Annotated in this window: 15 protein-coding genes; 7 read left to right on the top strand and 8 right to left on the bottom strand. The window is 54.3% G+C overall.

Going from position 1 to position 15,156, the window contains the following annotated elements:
- Window positions 1–17 precede the first annotated feature (17 nt).
- From KP814_RS25235 to KP814_RS25225, 3 genes are all read left to right on the top strand, one after another.
- Window positions 18–845: a DUF2059 domain-containing protein gene (locus tag KP814_RS25235; protein ID WP_216739380.1), complete on the top strand. Its 828-nt coding sequence runs from the start codon at window positions 18–20 to the stop codon at window positions 843–845.
- A gap of 435 nt (window positions 846–1,280) precedes the next feature.
- Window positions 1,281–2,648: a sodium:proton antiporter NhaD gene (gene nhaD / locus KP814_RS25230; RefSeq protein ID WP_216739379.1), complete on the top strand. Its 1,368-nt coding sequence runs from the start codon at window positions 1,281–1,283 to the stop codon at window positions 2,646–2,648.
- Window positions 2,649–2,749: 101 nt separating this feature from the next.
- A complete protein-coding gene (locus KP814_RS25225) occupies window positions 2,750–3,637 on the top strand; it encodes an alpha/beta fold hydrolase (RefSeq protein WP_216739378.1) in 888 nt (295 codons plus the stop codon).
- Window positions 3,638–3,682: 45 nt separating this feature from the next.
- Here KP814_RS25225 and KP814_RS25220 read toward each other — a convergent pair whose 3' ends face one another.
- The 6 genes from KP814_RS25220 to KP814_RS25195 form a co-directional block, all read right to left on the bottom strand.
- Window positions 3,683–4,045 (bottom strand): histidine triad nucleotide-binding protein, encoded by a 363-nt coding sequence (locus tag KP814_RS25220; protein ID WP_216739377.1) that lies wholly within the window; start codon window positions 4,043–4,045, stop codon window positions 3,683–3,685.
- 53 nt (window positions 4,046–4,098) lie between these two features.
- Window positions 4,099–5,382: an FAD-dependent monooxygenase gene (locus KP814_RS25215; RefSeq protein WP_216739376.1), complete on the bottom strand. Its 1,284-nt coding sequence runs from the start codon at window positions 5,380–5,382 to the stop codon at window positions 4,099–4,101.
- 103 nt (window positions 5,383–5,485) lie between these two features.
- Window positions 5,486–6,283 (bottom strand): ABC transporter substrate-binding protein, encoded by a 798-nt coding sequence (locus KP814_RS25210; protein WP_216739375.1) that lies wholly within the window; start codon window positions 6,281–6,283, stop codon window positions 5,486–5,488.
- A gap of 40 nt (window positions 6,284–6,323) precedes the next feature.
- Window positions 6,324–6,851 carry an aminoacyl-tRNA deacylase gene (locus KP814_RS25205; protein ID WP_127968330.1) on the bottom strand — a complete coding sequence of 176 codons (528 nt, stop codon included), beginning with the start codon at window positions 6,849–6,851 and terminating at the stop codon, window positions 6,324–6,326.
- Window positions 6,852–7,021: 170 nt separating this feature from the next.
- Window positions 7,022–8,308, bottom strand: a complete 1,287-nt coding sequence (locus KP814_RS25200) for an OmpA family protein (RefSeq protein WP_216739374.1) — start codon at window positions 8,306–8,308, stop codon at window positions 7,022–7,024.
- 77 nt (window positions 8,309–8,385) lie between these two features.
- Complete coding sequence (locus KP814_RS25195; protein WP_216739373.1) at window positions 8,386–9,204, bottom strand: mechanosensitive ion channel family protein; 819 nt, start codon at window positions 9,202–9,204, stop codon at window positions 8,386–8,388.
- Window positions 9,205–9,567: 363 nt separating this feature from the next.
- Here KP814_RS25195 and KP814_RS25190 point away from each other — a divergent pair, with 363 nt between their 5' ends.
- Complete coding sequence (locus KP814_RS25190; protein WP_216739372.1) at window positions 9,568–10,242, top strand: methyltransferase; 675 nt, start codon at window positions 9,568–9,570, stop codon at window positions 10,240–10,242.
- Window positions 10,243–10,717: 475 nt separating this feature from the next.
- Here KP814_RS25190 and KP814_RS25185 read toward each other — a convergent pair whose 3' ends face one another.
- Entirely contained in the window at window positions 10,718–11,116 is a 399-nt protein-coding gene (locus KP814_RS25185) for a VanZ family protein (RefSeq protein WP_216739371.1), read from the bottom strand.
- A gap of 27 nt (window positions 11,117–11,143) precedes the next feature.
- Between KP814_RS25185 and KP814_RS25180 the strand changes: the two genes are divergently transcribed.
- From KP814_RS25180 to KP814_RS25170, 3 genes are all read left to right on the top strand, one after another.
- Entirely contained in the window at window positions 11,144–11,959 is an 816-nt protein-coding gene (locus KP814_RS25180; RefSeq protein ID WP_216739370.1) for a DUF2971 domain-containing protein, read from the top strand.
- Between the two features lie 52 nt (window positions 11,960–12,011).
- A complete protein-coding gene (gene cysZ / locus KP814_RS25175) occupies window positions 12,012–12,797 on the top strand; it encodes a sulfate transporter CysZ (RefSeq protein ID WP_216739369.1) in 786 nt (261 codons plus the stop codon).
- A 115-nt stretch (window positions 12,798–12,912) separates the two neighbouring features.
- Window positions 12,913–13,791: a response regulator gene (locus KP814_RS25170; protein WP_216739368.1), complete on the top strand. Its 879-nt coding sequence runs from the start codon at window positions 12,913–12,915 to the stop codon at window positions 13,789–13,791.
- A 6-nt stretch (window positions 13,792–13,797) separates the two neighbouring features.
- Here KP814_RS25170 and phoR read toward each other — a convergent pair whose 3' ends face one another.
- Window positions 13,798–15,126 carry a phosphate regulon sensor histidine kinase PhoR gene (phoR, locus tag KP814_RS25165; RefSeq protein WP_216739367.1) on the bottom strand — a complete coding sequence of 443 codons (1,329 nt, stop codon included), beginning with the start codon at window positions 15,124–15,126 and terminating at the stop codon, window positions 13,798–13,800.
- Window positions 15,127–15,156 lie beyond the last annotated feature (30 nt).

Here is a 15,156-nt window from a genome sequence, read left to right as displayed (position 1 = left end):
TTTTGGGATGCACTCATATGAAGTTGTTCCGCGCTATTTTCTGTCTGCTGTCTGCTATTCTACTTTCCACTCCTGTTTACGCCGTCAAATCGGATGCTTCGTTGTCCGCAAATTTGCTTGCTCAGACCGGTGTGGATGAATTGCTGTCGCGCTATCCGGATATGATAAAAACCGGGATTCGCGCTAATATCCGCCGCACTGGCGCGTCGGAAGACCTGATGGATCTGTTTGAGCGGGTGGTGGATGGCGCTTATCAGGCGGACGACCTGCAAAGTCAGGTGGAGAGACGCCTGGAGCAACAACTGTCGCCAGCGGAAATGCGCCATGTCTTGAAGTGGTATCGCTCGCCCATCGGCCAGAAAATCGTGGCGGCGGAACTCAACGCCATGAGTTCGGAGGAGTATGCCGAGGCGCAGAAAAGAATGGAGCGCCTGAGTGAGGAAAACAAAGGCGGTGAGCGGGAGCATCTGTTTTCCGCCTATGATCGCGCCACCCTGGCGACGGACTCCATGCTGGATAATACCGTCACTATTCAACTGGCGATGGCCGCCGCTATTACTTCGGTGGTGAAAGGTCCTGAGCTGCCTTCGTACCATGACCTTAAAAGAGTCATTGAAGAGCGTCGCTTTTCCATGCGCGGCATGGTGGGGCAGCAGGTTTATCTGAATTATCTCTATACCTATCGGGATGTGCCGCTTGCAGACATGAAGGGTTACATTGCATTCGCGCGCACTGACGCGGGAGCGCGTTTTGTGGAAGTGTTAAAAACGGCGTTGTTTGATGTGTTGCAAGAGCGCTCAGAGGTGCTGGGCGATCGGCTGAATCAGTTGGCTGGGGCGCAGTAACCGCTTTGGCTCTTTGACTGGCGAGTGGCGCTAAAGGCCTAACCTGAAAGATAAGTTGCCCGCGGGTCGGGAGGAGGGAGAGATGACCCGCGGGCGACCACCCTGTCGAAACTGGATGGAGCGCCGGATGGCGTTGCAACATCACCGAGCCCCTTGAGTTCAGTCCTGCCGCTAATCCGCCAGCGCTGTGCGGAACTGTAACCAATTCCCTCCGCATCAGGGTTGACGCATATCAACAACCTCAGCGTTTTATCCGGATTATCCTTAAGGCTATCAATACCTAAGAGACTTAAGCGTAATTGCGCAAAGTGATCCCAGCCCATAGAATCTCAACGTTTTTCATTATGTTCTGCGTCTGCAGGCGATGGTTTGTAGTAAATCGTTGACAGGGGCGCTCAATAAAAATAACCGAGAACTAAAGTACGGATTAGCTGAATGAAAAAACTGCAACTTCTGCTGGGCGGTCTGCTGTGCGCGGCTGGCCCTGTTTACGCCTCTGAAGGCGGCATGCTCGTTCTAGACGCCACCGACTCACCCAAGGCGATACTCGCCGTCATCCTTTTTATCGTCGCTTATATCGCCGTCATGGCGGAAGAAGTGTTGCATTTAAGGAAATCCAAGCCGGTCATTTTCGCCGCTGGATTGATCTGGGTGTTGGTGGCGAGCGTCGCCCAGGACATGGGGCGAAGCAATGACGATATCCACGGCGCCGTCGCCCACAACCTGCTGGAATACGGCGCTTTATTTCTATTTCTCTTGGTGGCGATGACTTTCATCAATGCGATGGAGGAGCGCCATGTATTCGAGTCCTTACGCTCTTATCTGGTTCACAAAGGCATGAGCTATCGCAAGCTGTTCTGGGTTACCGGATGGCTGGCTTTTTTCATTTCGCCGGTAGCGGATAACCTGACCACTGCTTTGCTGATGGGCGCGGTGATCATGGCGGTGGGAGGCAAAGACACCAAGTTTGTTTCCCTGTCGATGATTAATGTGGTGGTGGGAGCCAACGCCGGCGGGGCGTTCAGTCCTTTTGGGGACATTACGACCTTGATGGTGTGGGCGTCTAAGAAAGTGCAGTTTGAAGAGTTCTTTGAGCTGTTCATTCCCTCCGTGCTGAACTTTGTGACGCCTGCGCTGATTATGAATTTCTTCCTGCCCAATGGCGTTCCAACAGGACATGGGGGGCTGGTGCCCATCAAACGCGGCGGCTTGCGCATCTGTATTTTGTTCTTGTTGACCATTGCGACGGCGGTCTGTTTTGAGCGCTTTTTCCACTTGCCGCCGTTTCTCGGCATGATGACTGGTATGTCCGTGCTGATGTTCTTCGCGTATTTTCTACGTAAAACCGGAACCGTCGAAGACGACATTCAGTTTGATATCTTCCGCAGGGTGGCGCGGGCGGAGTGGGACACGCTGCTGTTCTTCTTCGGCGTGATTTTCTGCGTGGGCGGCCTGGCGACGCTGGGCTTCCTGCAGATGATGTCTCATGGAATGTATGACAACTGGGGGCCAACGATCGCCAATATCGTGGCGGGCACCATCTCGGCGGTTGTGGATAATATTCCGGTGATGTTTGCGATTATATCGATGGAGCCGGACATGGACGTCAGCCAGTGGCTGTTGATTACGCTCACCGCCGGCGTTGGCGGCAGCCTGCTGTCCATTGGGTCGGCTGCCGGGGTGGCGTTGATGGGGCAGTCGAAAGGCAGCTACACTTTCCTGTCGCACCTGAAGTGGTCCTGGGCCATTTTTATCGGTTACGGCGTATCTATCGCCGCGCATTTGGCCATCAACGGAACCTGAGTCGGCGTTCAGGGAAGATCCGGTTGAAGTGAAACCGGGTCTTCACGTTCCTTGCTTACCAATGTTAGCATGGAACACATTGACGCCAGAGAGCCTTCGCCATGTCCCCTGAAATCATACCTGTCATTAGCCAGGACCAAGTGCATTCCACGCTGTCGCTCTATCGCTCGGAAGATGCGTTAGCGCCAGTGGTCGTCTGCATGCCCGCCATGGGCGTCCGCGCCAGCTTTTATTCGCCTTTGGCGGAGGCGATAGCCGCACGCGGCGTTCACTGCGTGACGGCGGATTTGCGCGGACATGGCAGTAGCTCAGTGCGCGCCTCCCGGAGCATTAACTTCGGCTACTACGAGATGATCCAATACGACTGGCCGGCCGTGCTGGACTGTGTGAGGCTGCATCTGCCGGATTCGCCGATCTGGCTGCTTGGCCATAGTCTGGGCGGACAATTGAGTTCTCTTTACATGGCGGAGCAGCCGGGATCTGTCGCAGGTCTTATTTTGCTGGCTTCCTGTAATGTCTACTACAAAGGATACGCAAAACCTTTGCGGACTCTCGCCGGTACGCAGTTGCTGCGCGGTATCAGCGAGATCTGGGGATATATGCCGGGGGATCGTATCGGTTTCGCGGGGCGGGAGGCGCGTCGCCTGATTCGCGATTGGGCGCGCAACGCCCGCACTGGCGATTACTACCCGGAGCGCAGCCCGATAAACTATGAGCGTCTGCTGGAGGCGGTTACCAAGCCTGTGCTGGCGATTTCCTTCGAGTCCGATGAACTGGCTCCGGCTGAAGCCGTGGCGAACCTGTATCGCAAAATGCCTTCTGCGGAGGTAACGCACTGGCGTCTGATTGACGCTGATTTCGGCGGAGCCTGTGTAGGACACTTCAACTGGATCAAGCATTCAGAGAGTCTGGCGCAACGTGTGGGCGACTGGCTGGAACGCAGCGCTCTGCAATCTGAGTCGCCTTTGGCGGTCTCGGAAGGGAGTTGAAAGGGTAAGTTCACCTTACCCTGTCTATCGTCTAAGAAGGCAAGCCTAGACTTTGAGTTTGTCCGTATAAGGCGGCCAGCCCAGAGGTTTCCCCGCCAGAACGTGAAGGTGGATATGGAAAACCGTCTGTCCTGCGTTTTCGTTGCAGTTCATCACCACGCGGTAGCCGTCGTCGGCAAACCCTTTTTCTTGGGCGATTTTAGCGGCGGCGATATACAAGTGGCCCACTAACTCACGATCTTGTTCTTCAATATCGTTGATGGTGGCGATGGGCTTTTTGGGAATGACCAGGAAATGCACTGGCGCCTGAGGGTTGATGTCGTTGAACGCCAGACAGAACTCATCCTCGTAGATAATGTCGGCGGGGATTTCCCGTTTGATGATTTTGCTGAAAATCGTTTCAGACATGGTCTTGCATCCTTTGGCTGCGTTTTCGGTGTGGTTATGTTTTGCTGCGACAGTCAGCGCGTCAGCGGACGTTCCGTCTGTGCGCCATTCAGTCCCATGGCGTAGGCGATGACTTTGCGTTTCGCCGGTCCTAACAGGCCAGCAAGCCCGAGTCCCAGGTTGCGCGCCAGTTTCACCGGGGCGAGGTTATTGCTGAAGGCGTAATAAAAACCATCCATCAGCGTCATCATTTTAAGGTTCTCTCCTCGGCGCAGTCGCTCATATTGACGCAGAGTCTGCAGATCGCCGATGTCCAGTCCTCGCTCTGCGGCTTGTTGAATTACCTCCGCCAGGGCGGCTGCGTCCTGAAACCCGAGGTTAACTCCCTGTCCCGCCAGGGGATTAATTGTATGCGCGGCGTCCCCCGCAAGCGCGACGCCCTGAGCTACATAGTGTTGAGCGTGTCGTTTCACGAGCGGGAATGAGCCTTTGCCGAGCACTTGGCGTAGTTCCGGCAACTGACGGGGAAACTCTTTACGCAGGGCGCGGATAAATTCGTCCTGAGAGAGTTGTTGTAACGCCTTTAATTTGGCGGGCTGGTCGTACCAGACCAATGAGGCGTAGGCGACGCCGTCGATGGCGCATAAGGGTAGGAACGCCAGTGGGCCATTAGGTCGGAATGCCTGCCAGGTGATATTTTGAGGCTCGCCGGCAATGGCGACGCTAACCACTAGCGCATGCTGTTCATAGGCGTCGCTGAGCAACCCGAGCTGCGCCTGCTCTCGAACCAGGGAAGAGCCGCCATCGGCGCCGACTATTAAGCGTCCGCGCAGCAGGGTTTTATCATCCAGCATGACTTCAGGCGACGATGCGCGAAAGTTGATGGCGTGAATGCGCCGGCCGCTGATCAAGGTTACGTTTTCCGCCTGCTCGACCACACGCAGCAGCGCCAATTGAATGACCCGGTTTTCAACGATGTGACCAAGATGAGAGTGGCCAACCTGGCGGGAGTCGAACTCTGTTTTGTTGACCACCGACGACAACCGCTCGCCTAAAGGATTGCCCAGTTTCTCCCACACCGCCAGACGTTGGTAGGGATGGGCGCGCATACGCAGAGCGTGCTCCCAGGCGCCAATCTGGGTGAGAAACTGCTCGCTGGCGAAATTAATCGCGGATACGCGCAGGTCCGGGGTTTCGTCTGGGTTGAAGGGGGCTGGCAGCTTTCTCTCTATCACCGCTGTTTTTAACGACGTGTTCTTTAACGCTGCGGCGATAGCTGCGCCGACCATGCCTCCGCCGACGATGATGACGTCGTAATCAGGAGCGTCGCTGAGCTGGGAAGAAGCCTTGTCTGTCATAGTAATGTCAATAGGTTCCGGACGGCGGCTGGATAAGCCGGGAGCCTAATGATAGAGGAAGAGGGAAGGAGACTGCAAAGCCTCGGCGCAGGCTTCTGGGGCCTTATTCGTCCGCCATGGAAGGCGGCGTGCGGGTAAGGATATCCAGAGGGCTCTCCGCTATGCCGTAGCGACGATAGATGGTCGCGACCCAACCGCTTTGCAGAAGCTCAGCCAGAGCGGCGTTGAAGTCGGCGACGATGGTCTCGGCGTTGTCCAGGTTACGACGAACCCCCATATGCAGAGGGCGGTACACCAGGGGGAGAGGCAATATCTTCAGGTGCTCGCTAAGCCGGTCATCATGGTTGATGAGGTTATGCAGAATCCTGACATCCTCTACAGTCAGATCCAGACGCCCGACAGCGGTCATATTGAGGGCGCTTTCCGTGGTATTAACGGTGATTTTGTTGAGCGATGTTGAGAAGTCAAATGGACTCCAAAAGCGGGCGCCTTGGCGTACGCCGATGCGGGCGTTGGTGAGGTCGCTGAGACGCGCCGGTTTGAATGTGCTCTCTGTCGGCGCGGCGAAACCGATCACATTGACGTAATAAGGGGAGGAAAAGACGAAGACTTCTTCTCTTTCCAGCGTCCACCAGAGCCCGATCATGACATCGACTTCTTTGAATTCCGCTGCGCGCAATAGTCGAGGCCAGGGCAAAATCTTTATCTGTACCGGGTAGCCGGCTTTATTGAAGGCGGACTCCACGATTTCCGTGGCCAGGCCGCGGTGGATCTGATCTTCATCCAGATAAGGCGGCCAGGGAGGGCCGCCCAGGATCAGCGTGGGCTTCTCCGCGCTGGCGAAGCCCGCGTGCAGCCATAACGCCGCCAGCATAAGCGACAGATATTTGTATATCGGCAACGCTGCCGGTCTATGCTGGCGAATATTGACTGCTCCGGGGTCAGGCGTGCCTGTGGGCGCGTTTACGGCCTTGCCGCACCCGCTGTAGCGGCGGGCTGTTGGGCTGAACGAACCCTTCATTCATGATTAGCGGCCGCGCTAAGTCGACATAGGCGCTCATGGACATGCGCAGTATTTCGCTGTGAGTGCCTGCGCTGAAGGCGATCTCTTCGTTATTGCGCAGATGCTCGTCCATATAGACGGACATGCCGTACAGATTGCCGAAAGGGGGGATGGCGCCGACTTCGCATTCCGCAAAATGGTCTTTGAAGTCCTCTTCGTCCGCCAATTCGATGAAATCCGTACCCATCGCGCGCATGAACCGGTCCCAACGAATACGCGATGTAGCAGGCATAACCGCCATCGCGAACTTGCCGTCCATCATGACAATCACGGTTTTTGCGAGCATCTTCCCGCAGATATGCGCAGATTGAGCGATCTCCTGAGCGGTATAAGCCGGGGAATGCTGTATCGACACATATCGGACTTGATGTCCATCGAGGAAGTTCTTCAAAGATTGTACAGGCATAAGCCACCTCCAGCCTGGATAAGAAACATTCGCTCTTAATAATTAAGATAGCCTATTAAGTTGCGATTGCAGCAAATAGCGGGGCTGAAAGTTGGGAACTGGGTAACGGTTGGGAAAATAAAAAGGGGAACCTGAGTTCCCCTTGCTTGGATTATCTAGCGAATCAGCTGTTATTGATTGGTTTTAACGGTCGCTTCTACGACTGCGACAACACGACGGTTGGCGCTACGGCCTTCTGCGGTGTTGTTATCGCCAATCGGACGGGCTTCGCCGTAACCGACGCTGGAGATTCTCTCGCCAGCAATGCCGAAACGCTCAACGACCATCTGACGCACAGCGCTGGCGCGCTTCTCAGACAGCTTCTGGTTGTAGGCGTCTTGACCGCGATCGTCAGTGTGTCCTTCAACAACCGCTTTCGTGTCTGGATACTGGCGCATGAACTCAGCCAGTTTCTCTACTTCTGACACGAACTCCTCTGGAATGGCCGCTGAGTTAGTGGGGAACGTGACGTTCATGGTAATGGTGACCGTCTCGCTTAACTGAATACGGCAGCCGCGGTTGTCCACTTTAGCGCCGTAAGGCGTGTCAGGGCATGCGTCCAGACCGTCGGTGATGCCGTCACGGTCAGTGTCCAGAGGGCAGCCTCTGCTGTCCACTTTCGCCGCTGCCGGAGAATTCGGGCACTGGTCTTTTTCGTTGGGTACGCCGTCTGCGTCATCATCGCCGACAACAGGGCAGCCTGTGGCGTCAACGCGCGCGCCGGCTTTGGTGTTGGGGCACTGATCTTTGTCATCGGTCACGCCGTCGCCGTCCGCATCGCCGATCACCTCGCATCCGCGAACGTCGACTTTAGCGCCGTAAGGCGTGCCAGGGCAGGCGTCTTCATCGTCATATACGCCGTCTCTGTCGCTATCCTTAGGTGCAGGCGCGGCGGAGGCGAACATGTAAGTGAAGCCCAGGTTCAGCATGGCGTCTTTGGTTTCGTCTTCATCGCCATACACGCCGCGGGCGTCAAAGCGTACGTCCATAGATTCGCTGATGGCGTGCTTGATACCGGCGCCCAGATTGTATTGAGTTTCCTCGTCTCTGCCGCCTTCATCGTATTTAAAGGCGTAGTTGCCGACGCCGCCGACTAGATATGGACGCCAGGCTTCGCCCGGGCTGAAGTGATATAGGGCGTCTAGGCGATAAAAGATGCCATTGAGGTAACCCGTGTTGTGTTTTCTTTCGAGGTCTGCGCCACCGAAGAGAACCTCTGCGGAAATGGCTGGCGTAAAGTTATAACCCAGGCCTGCAGCAAGGTTCGGATCGTCTTCAATTTGACGCTCATGGTCGAAGAATGTGTAGCCGAGCAGGCCGGTGAAATACGCACCTTTTTCGCGACCGTCGGCAAGCGCCGGCTGCGCGGATGCAATAGCGCCCATAAGTAAAATAGATGGGAGTAGTTTTGCTTTCATTGCCACCTCTTTGTGTAATCTATTCCCGGACCTGCCGGCCCGGGGGAACTTTCCAAAAATAAAAGGGATTAAGGGATTTATTGAGTTTCTTGATAAATGTGGACATCCCTTTGTGGGAACGGAATGGTGACGCCTTCTTCGTCGAAGCGCTTCTTCACGTTCTCATGCATGTCGAAATACAGCGGCCAGTAATCTGCAGTGACGACCCAGGGGCGTACGGCGAGATTAACGGAGCTGTCCGCCAGCGCCATGACGGCGATCACGGGGGCTGGATCTTTCAACACGCGTGAATCGGCTTCCAGCATGGATTTAATTATATTTTTAGCTTTGTCGATGTCGTCGCCGTAGCTGATGCCGAATACCATGTCCACACGTCTGGTTGCTTCCGCTGCGATATTGATCAGGGGATTATTCGCCAGATTGGAGTTGGGAATAATGACCCGGCGGTTATCCGGCGTCATTACGACCGTGGTGAATATCTGGATTTCCCTGACCGTGCCGATGTAGCCGGCTCCATCTATCACGTCGCCGACTTTGAAAGGCTTGAACACCAGGATCATGATGCCGCTGGCGAAGTTCGACAGGTTGCCCTGCAGAGCCAAGCCAACAGCCAGACCGGCGGCGCCTAAGACGGCGATAAAGGAAGTCGTTTCAATGCCCACCATTTGCGCAACGCTGACCAGCAGCAACGCCTTGAGACCTACTGACGCAATGCTGTGCACGAACTTGGTGAGTGTGGGATCAAACTTCTTCTGCAGGCGGTCATCTGTGAACTTGAGCGCTCTGTTGATCAGCCACATACCTACTATGAGAGTAATGATGGCGAGCAACAATTGCGGCGCGTACTCCATCACCAGTTCGACGCCCTTATCTAAATACTGATCTAGGTTCTCCATTGAAGACTCCTTAGCGGTTTTAGTTCTTATGCGTCAGCGCCCGCCACCTGGCATGGGTGGGGTTGGGTATTACATTGCAAAGGATGACGGCGAGCGCGCGGACATTGAAGCCAGACAGCGCTAGTCTAGCAGAAGCCGCCGCGCTGCCAAGCGCTTTTACGCGCAGAATCCTGGAGTTAGCCGCGCAATAAGTGCATTTCCGTAGGTGTGACGAAAATCTGACGCAAATTCCAAGCTAGAGTTTACGAAAAGTTTTCATGACCGGATTCCCTTGATTTGGCGCTATTTGTGACATAATGGCCGCTATTTTCTGAAATTTTCGTCTTATTAGATAATCTACGTTCAGTAGCGGATAAACTTCTCATGTCGGAATTATTACTGCCTTTGCTGCAACGTACGTTGCCTCGCAGCGCGCTGCGGGTGGCCGCGCCGCCGCTTATTCCTGAAATCCGTCTGTATCTATTCGACCCTGCGGTGATGGAAGGGCCGCTCTCCCATGATGAGGCCCAAGCTGTCGTCGCTGAGCCGGCCTACTGGAGTTTTTGCTGGGCCAGTGGGCAGGTGCTGGCGCGATATATTCTGGATCACCCTGAGCTGGTGGCGGGCAAAACGGTGTGGGACATCGGAGCGGGGTCCGGCGTGGTGGCGATTGCCGCAGCGCTGGCGGGAGCCTCCGCCGTCATGGCCTGTGACCTGGATTTGGCGGCGCAAGTGGCGGCGGCGGAGAATGCGGTGTTGAATGGCGTGCAGGTGAGGGTGTGTGAGACGCTGCCGTCTGCCGATAAGCCTGATGTGATCACGGCGGCGGATGTTCTCTATGATCGAGACAACCTGCAATGGTTGCCGGAGTGGCGGGATAAAGCGTCGAAAGTGCTGTTAGCGGATTCGCGGGTGCGTAATCTGTCGGCGCCTGGATATGAGCTAAAGAAGACAGCATCCGGCAGAACGTTCCCAGATCTCAATGAGTTCGAAGAGTTTAATGAGGTGAGAATTTACGAGAGCGGGCGCCATATCTCAGGCGAAAAAAAAGGCGACTAATCAGGTCGCCTCATTTGGAATAGGTTTTGGATTCCGATCCGCCGTTCCTTGGTAAAGCGCCATCCTATGCGCCAACTTTATCCTGTTTTATTCCTGGATTAACTCCAAAAATTCCCTCAAGCATCATTCCTTATCCTTGCTTCCCTTCGCTTCCTGCGAAGAAACCATCCTGGCTGGATTCCATTTCCTTGTCTGCCTTGACGGTTGTAAATATACCTCGGGCCGAATGACCTTTTTGTGACAATCTTCAAGAGCGGGTACGCCGCTTAACTCGCTCTGTTTTGGAAAGGTTATATAAAACAACGTGTTACGAAATGTCTCAGCAAGTAAATCCGTAATGATTACAGTAACTTCCGCTAATTTCCTACGGCTTTGTGAGATATTTCTCACAAGATTTCAGGCCAATGTCTTACTACTAATACATTAGTGCATTTTCTGTAGAAGCCTGCTTGTCAAAGAAATCCGATGGACGGTTTCAGTAGGAGGCTTTGGTGGGGCGAACGGAGACGACCAGCCAGTTCGCCAGGGACACGCCAATCGCAATGCCGATAGTATTGGCCACAATATCTCCAAGGCTGCCGTCCCGGTAGGGAATCAAGCTTTGCAGGCCTTCAATGAGCAGGCCGTAGCAAGTCATGGCGATAAAAACATGAAGGACCCGGCTATTGCGGTGACTCCACATGGCCATACCGCTCATTACGGCGAAAGAAAATGCATGCCGTATTTTATCGTTCACTGTTCCCAGTGGCGTGTACTCGTTGGGAGTGAGGGCAATGACCAGCCCCACCACCATCAATACGTAGAAGGCGACACGGGCGGACCAATGTCCTCCAAGAACGATCAAGCTTTTATATAATTGAGACAAACTGAACATGGGAAAGCGCTTCCTGGGCATCAAAACATGAAATTATATCTGTACGCCGACAAGCTGAGCATTACCATCTTGAGAGAGGGCAAATTGCCTTTACATGGGCTGGCCGGCTTGCACGATCCGTTTCTGAGTCCAGAACTTCCTTTAGCGGTCGCTCCGGTTAGGGATATCACTCAAGCGGAGTTCGTGGCGGAAGTAAAGCGGCAATATGACGCGCTTCCAGAGGATCTGAGCAGTCTGGTCACCTTCGAGTATTATCTGCAGCAGGCCAAGCATAAACGCAAAGAAATAGAAGCCATATTATTGCAGGGTGTCGCGAGCGATCCATTGTTTCTCAGCCCTCGTTTTATGCTGTCGTTGGGGGTGCTTGGTCTGTTTGAATCTGTTGAAAGTATTGCGCTGTGGCGGTTTCAGGGGGATCGCCATCGAGGTGTCGCGCTGGAGATAGATCCTGATAAGGCGGGACTAATGGACGGGCACTATCAAGACAGCCCGCAAACATTCAAAAAAGTCGAATATTGTGACGAGAGGCCGCAGACTGGCGCATTCGGCTTCAGTCCTTTGTTTCAGCGCTCCACTGAGTTTTCTGGAGAGGGTGAGTGGCGCTTGTTGCGTCCGTTGGATACGGGACAGAAGCAAATACATTGGGATGGTGAGGCATTGTCCCTTTGTAAGTTTCCCTCCAACGCCATATCTGCGATCATGTTCGGCTGCGCCGTGGACCCTGAACTGCGGGATGCGTTGACGCAACTGCTTCAGGTGGATATGCGCTACCGTCAATTGCGGACATTTCAAATGAAAATGAGCGCGTCCCGGTTTCGTCTTAGTGCGGAGCCTTTAAATTGAGTGCTACGGCGGCTCTCACTAATTTTTTGTATGAGGCAGAAAGGAAAAGAGCGTGAAATTATTCGCTAAAGGTTTTAACGACCTGCTGGAAGGGTTTCGCCTGATTCAGCATCCCAAGCTGCGGGTCTTTGTCATTATCCCTTTGATTATCAATATATTGGTCTTTATCGGCTTCATCTGGGGCATGAGCGCTTACTTCTCCGGCTGGGTGGACGCCATGGTCAGCTGGCTACCAGACTGGCTGTCTTTCTTGCGCTGGTTGGTATGGCTGGTTTTCGCCATTCTGGTGGGCGTTCTGGTGTTTTACACCTTTGTGTTTGTCGCCACACTGGTTGGCGCTCCCTTCTATGGTTTGTTGGCGGAGCAGACGCAGAAGCTGCTGACTGGAAAAGAGGTGGATGAAGACACCCCTTGGAAGCAAGTGATCATGAATATTCCCGCCAGTGTTTGGCGCGAAGTCAAAAAGTTTCTTTATTACTTGCCTCGTGCCTTAGGTCTATTTGTAGTTACATTTGTGCTCAGTTTCATTCCCCTGGTAAACCTATTGTCGCCGGTGTTATGGGCGGTATTCTCCTCCTGGATTATGGCGCTTGAGTTTGTGGACTACCCTGCGGATAACAACAAGCGCAAAATTGATGATGTGATTCGTTTCATGCGCGAGCGTCGCAGCCGGACGTTGGGCTTTGGCTTAGGCGTTTGGGGCAGCACTTTGATTCCTATCGTGAATTTGGTGTCCATGCAGGCGGCGGTCGCCGGCGGCGTTAAATTCTGGCTGGAGGAGCACGGTCAGTTACCCAAAGCAAACCCCGCTTCTGGCGCAGGAGTAGCGGTGAGGTGATCCTGCTGTGGCGGCGTGATCGTTACGCCGCCGCTTAAGCACTGAATAAAGTGGGAATTTTGTCAGACAGTGCTAGCCTTATAGTTATGTAATTAACGGAAAGTGTAGCTCTGACATGGCTTTAAAGGTGTTGGTGGTTGATGACGCGAGTTTCGTCCGTGATATGGTCAAGCGGGCGATGCGAACCTATTTTCCTCAGGTGACGGTGGAAGAAGCCATCAACGGGAAAAAAGCGCAGATCCTGATGAATAAGACGCACTATGATCTCATCCTGTGCGACTGGGAAATGCCGGAAATGTCAGGACTGGAGTTGTTGCAGTGGGCGCGCGGACAAGACGCCTACAAGAAAACGCCCTTCGTTATGGTGACCAGCCGAGGGGATCGTGGCCATGTGGTGGAAGCGGTGCAGAGCGGCGTTTCCGATTATCTGGGCAAACCCTTTAGTCCTGAAATGCTGGCGCAGAAAGTGAACAAGCAATTGGCCGCCAAACTTAAACGCGCTGCTGGTGAAAAGTCCTCTTCGGCCCGTCCGGGCTCTGATTCCGCTTCCGTATTGATGCAGGCGTCTGACAGCGCCAAGCAGGCCTCGGCTCCAGCCGTGACGCCAGGGCCGTTTGCTGACAGTGCGGCTCTGCTGACTGGCGGTTCCTCAGCGCCAAAAAAATCAGCGCCGGACGCAACCTCTGGCAAGAAAGCGCTGGCGCAGATTCGTTTTGCTGAGTTCAACCTGCCCTGCGTGATCAAGGCCATTACTTTGACTGAAGTGAAAGTGATCGCCAAACGGGGGCAGAAGTTCCCGATGATTCTTGATCCCGCCGTGGTGGATATAGAAGTCGACGATGGCGAAACTCTGGAGCGGATCAACGGCTACGTGCACATGCTGCAGGCGGTGGAGAAGCGGGTGGACACGGACTTTATCAGCATCGTTATTCGGTTTGTGGATGAAGACCCGGATAAGATGGCGTCGCTGTCCAAGTTTATCGCCAAATTCTAACCCTGTTTAATCTTTGACATCCTCGGCTTCCGCCAACGCTTCCGCAGAAGCCATGCGACTGCGCGGGAAGTGGCAGGTGAAGGTGCTGCCTGCGCCGATGTGGCTGGTGATTTCCAGCTCGCCATCATGGTTGATCAGGACATGCTTGACGATCGCCAGTCCCAACCCTGTGCCGCCAGTGTCCGCGGCGCGTGAAGGGTCAGCCCGGTAAAAGCGCTCCGTCAGTCTGGGAATATGCAGGGGATCGATGCCGATGCCGCTGTCCCTTACGGCGAAATGCACGCCTTTCTTATCCTCGAACCAGCGCACCCGAATCTCGCCATTGGGAGGCGTGTATTTCACCGCGTTCATAACAATATTGGAAAAAGCGCTGTGTAATTGCGTTTCGTTACCGGTAAGACCGGCGCCGCTCTCCAGATTCAGCTCTATGCGGTGGCCTTTTTCCTGGCTCAGGGCGCGAGCGTCGTCGCAGATAGCGCGCAGCATGCTGTCGACATCCACCAACGTGGCTTTGAAGTTGGAGCCGTCATTCTCTATGCGGGAAAGCAGCAGTAAATCATTGACCAGGGCTTCCATACGCTGCGCTTGTTGCTGCATCTGATTCAAGGCGCGATTCCAGCGCGGCGGCAGCTCATCCGCGTTGTCGATGAGGGTCTCCAGATAGCCGGATATGACCGTCAATGGCGTGCGCAGCTCATGTGATACATTAGAAACGAAGTCCCGTCGCATCTCTTCCAGACGATATAGCCGCGTCACGTCCTGCACCAGTAGCAGGCGATCGTCTTCTCCGAACAGCGTGATATGAAACTGTAACTTCAAGTTGGGATTATTGGGGGCGTTGAGGATCAACGGCTCCTGGTATTTCTTGGAGGTGAAGTAGCGCTTGAAAATAGGCGTGCGGATCAGGTTGTAAATCAGCTGGCCCCGGTCGGTCGGGTATTTGAAGCCCAGCAGTTTCTCTGCGGATTGGTTCCACCAGTCCATGGCGCCTTCGCTATTGGTCATGACGACGGCGTCTTTAAGGGCGTTGGTGGACTCCTGGATGCGGTCGATCATGGCTTGCAGTCGATCGCGGGAGCGATAGTGCTGAACCTGGAGACGATGAATGCCGTCGAACAGATCTCCCCATAGGCCGCGGCTCTCGGGAGGGTCTTCCATTTTTGCTTGATACAGCCAGCGGTGCATGCGAAACGCCTGGGTGAGCGTCCATCCCAGATAGGCGGTGAGGCCGAACACCAGCGCCCAAGCTACTGAACCGATAATAAGGCCGACAACGATACAGCCCAGCAAACTGTAAACCAGTAGCCGTACATAATGACGCCAGTGATTGCGCATGCGTTTTATGAATACTTCTTTTGGAATTAT

The organism is Hahella sp. HN01, assembly GCF_018986435.1.
GTDB lineage: Bacteria > Pseudomonadota > Gammaproteobacteria > Pseudomonadales > Oleiphilaceae > Hahella.
This window is presented reverse-complemented; position numbering and strand designations above follow the sequence as displayed.

Excerpts from the sequence above, each read along its gene's own strand:
- KP814_RS25225 (WP_216739378.1), top strand. The coding sequence starts at position 2,750 with ATGTCCCCTGAAATCATACCTGTCATTAGCCAGGACCAAGTGCATTCC.
- KP814_RS25195 (WP_216739373.1), bottom strand. The coding sequence starts at position 9,204 with ATGGAGAACCTAGATCAGTATTTAGATAAGGGCGTCGAACTGGTGATG.
- KP814_RS25235 (WP_216739380.1), top strand. The coding sequence starts at position 18 with ATGAAGTTGTTCCGCGCTATTTTCTGTCTGCTGTCTGCTATTCTACTT.
- KP814_RS25170 (WP_216739368.1), top strand. The coding sequence starts at position 12,913 with ATGGCTTTAAAGGTGTTGGTGGTTGATGACGCGAGTTTCGTCCGTGAT.
- KP814_RS25200 (WP_216739374.1), bottom strand. The coding sequence starts at position 8,308 with ATGAAAGCAAAACTACTCCCATCTATTTTACTTATGGGCGCTATTGCA.
- KP814_RS25185 (WP_216739371.1), bottom strand. The coding sequence starts at position 11,116 with ATGTTCAGTTTGTCTCAATTATATAAAAGCTTGATCGTTCTTGGAGGA.
- KP814_RS25220 (WP_216739377.1), bottom strand. The coding sequence starts at position 4,045 with ATGTCTGAAACGATTTTCAGCAAAATCATCAAACGGGAAATCCCCGCC.
- KP814_RS25205 (WP_127968330.1), bottom strand. The coding sequence starts at position 6,851 with ATGCCTGTACAATCTTTGAAGAACTTCCTCGATGGACATCAAGTCCGA.
- KP814_RS25215 (WP_216739376.1), bottom strand. The coding sequence starts at position 5,382 with ATGACAGACAAGGCTTCTTCCCAGCTCAGCGACGCTCCTGATTACGAC.
- KP814_RS25190 (WP_216739372.1), top strand. The coding sequence starts at position 9,568 with ATGTCGGAATTATTACTGCCTTTGCTGCAACGTACGTTGCCTCGCAGC.
- phoR (WP_216739367.1), bottom strand. The coding sequence starts at position 15,126 with ATGCGCAATCACTGGCGTCATTATGTACGGCTACTGGTTTACAGTTTG.
- nhaD (WP_216739379.1), top strand. The coding sequence starts at position 1,281 with ATGAAAAAACTGCAACTTCTGCTGGGCGGTCTGCTGTGCGCGGCTGGC.
- KP814_RS25180 (WP_216739370.1), top strand. The coding sequence starts at position 11,144 with ATGAAATTATATCTGTACGCCGACAAGCTGAGCATTACCATCTTGAGA.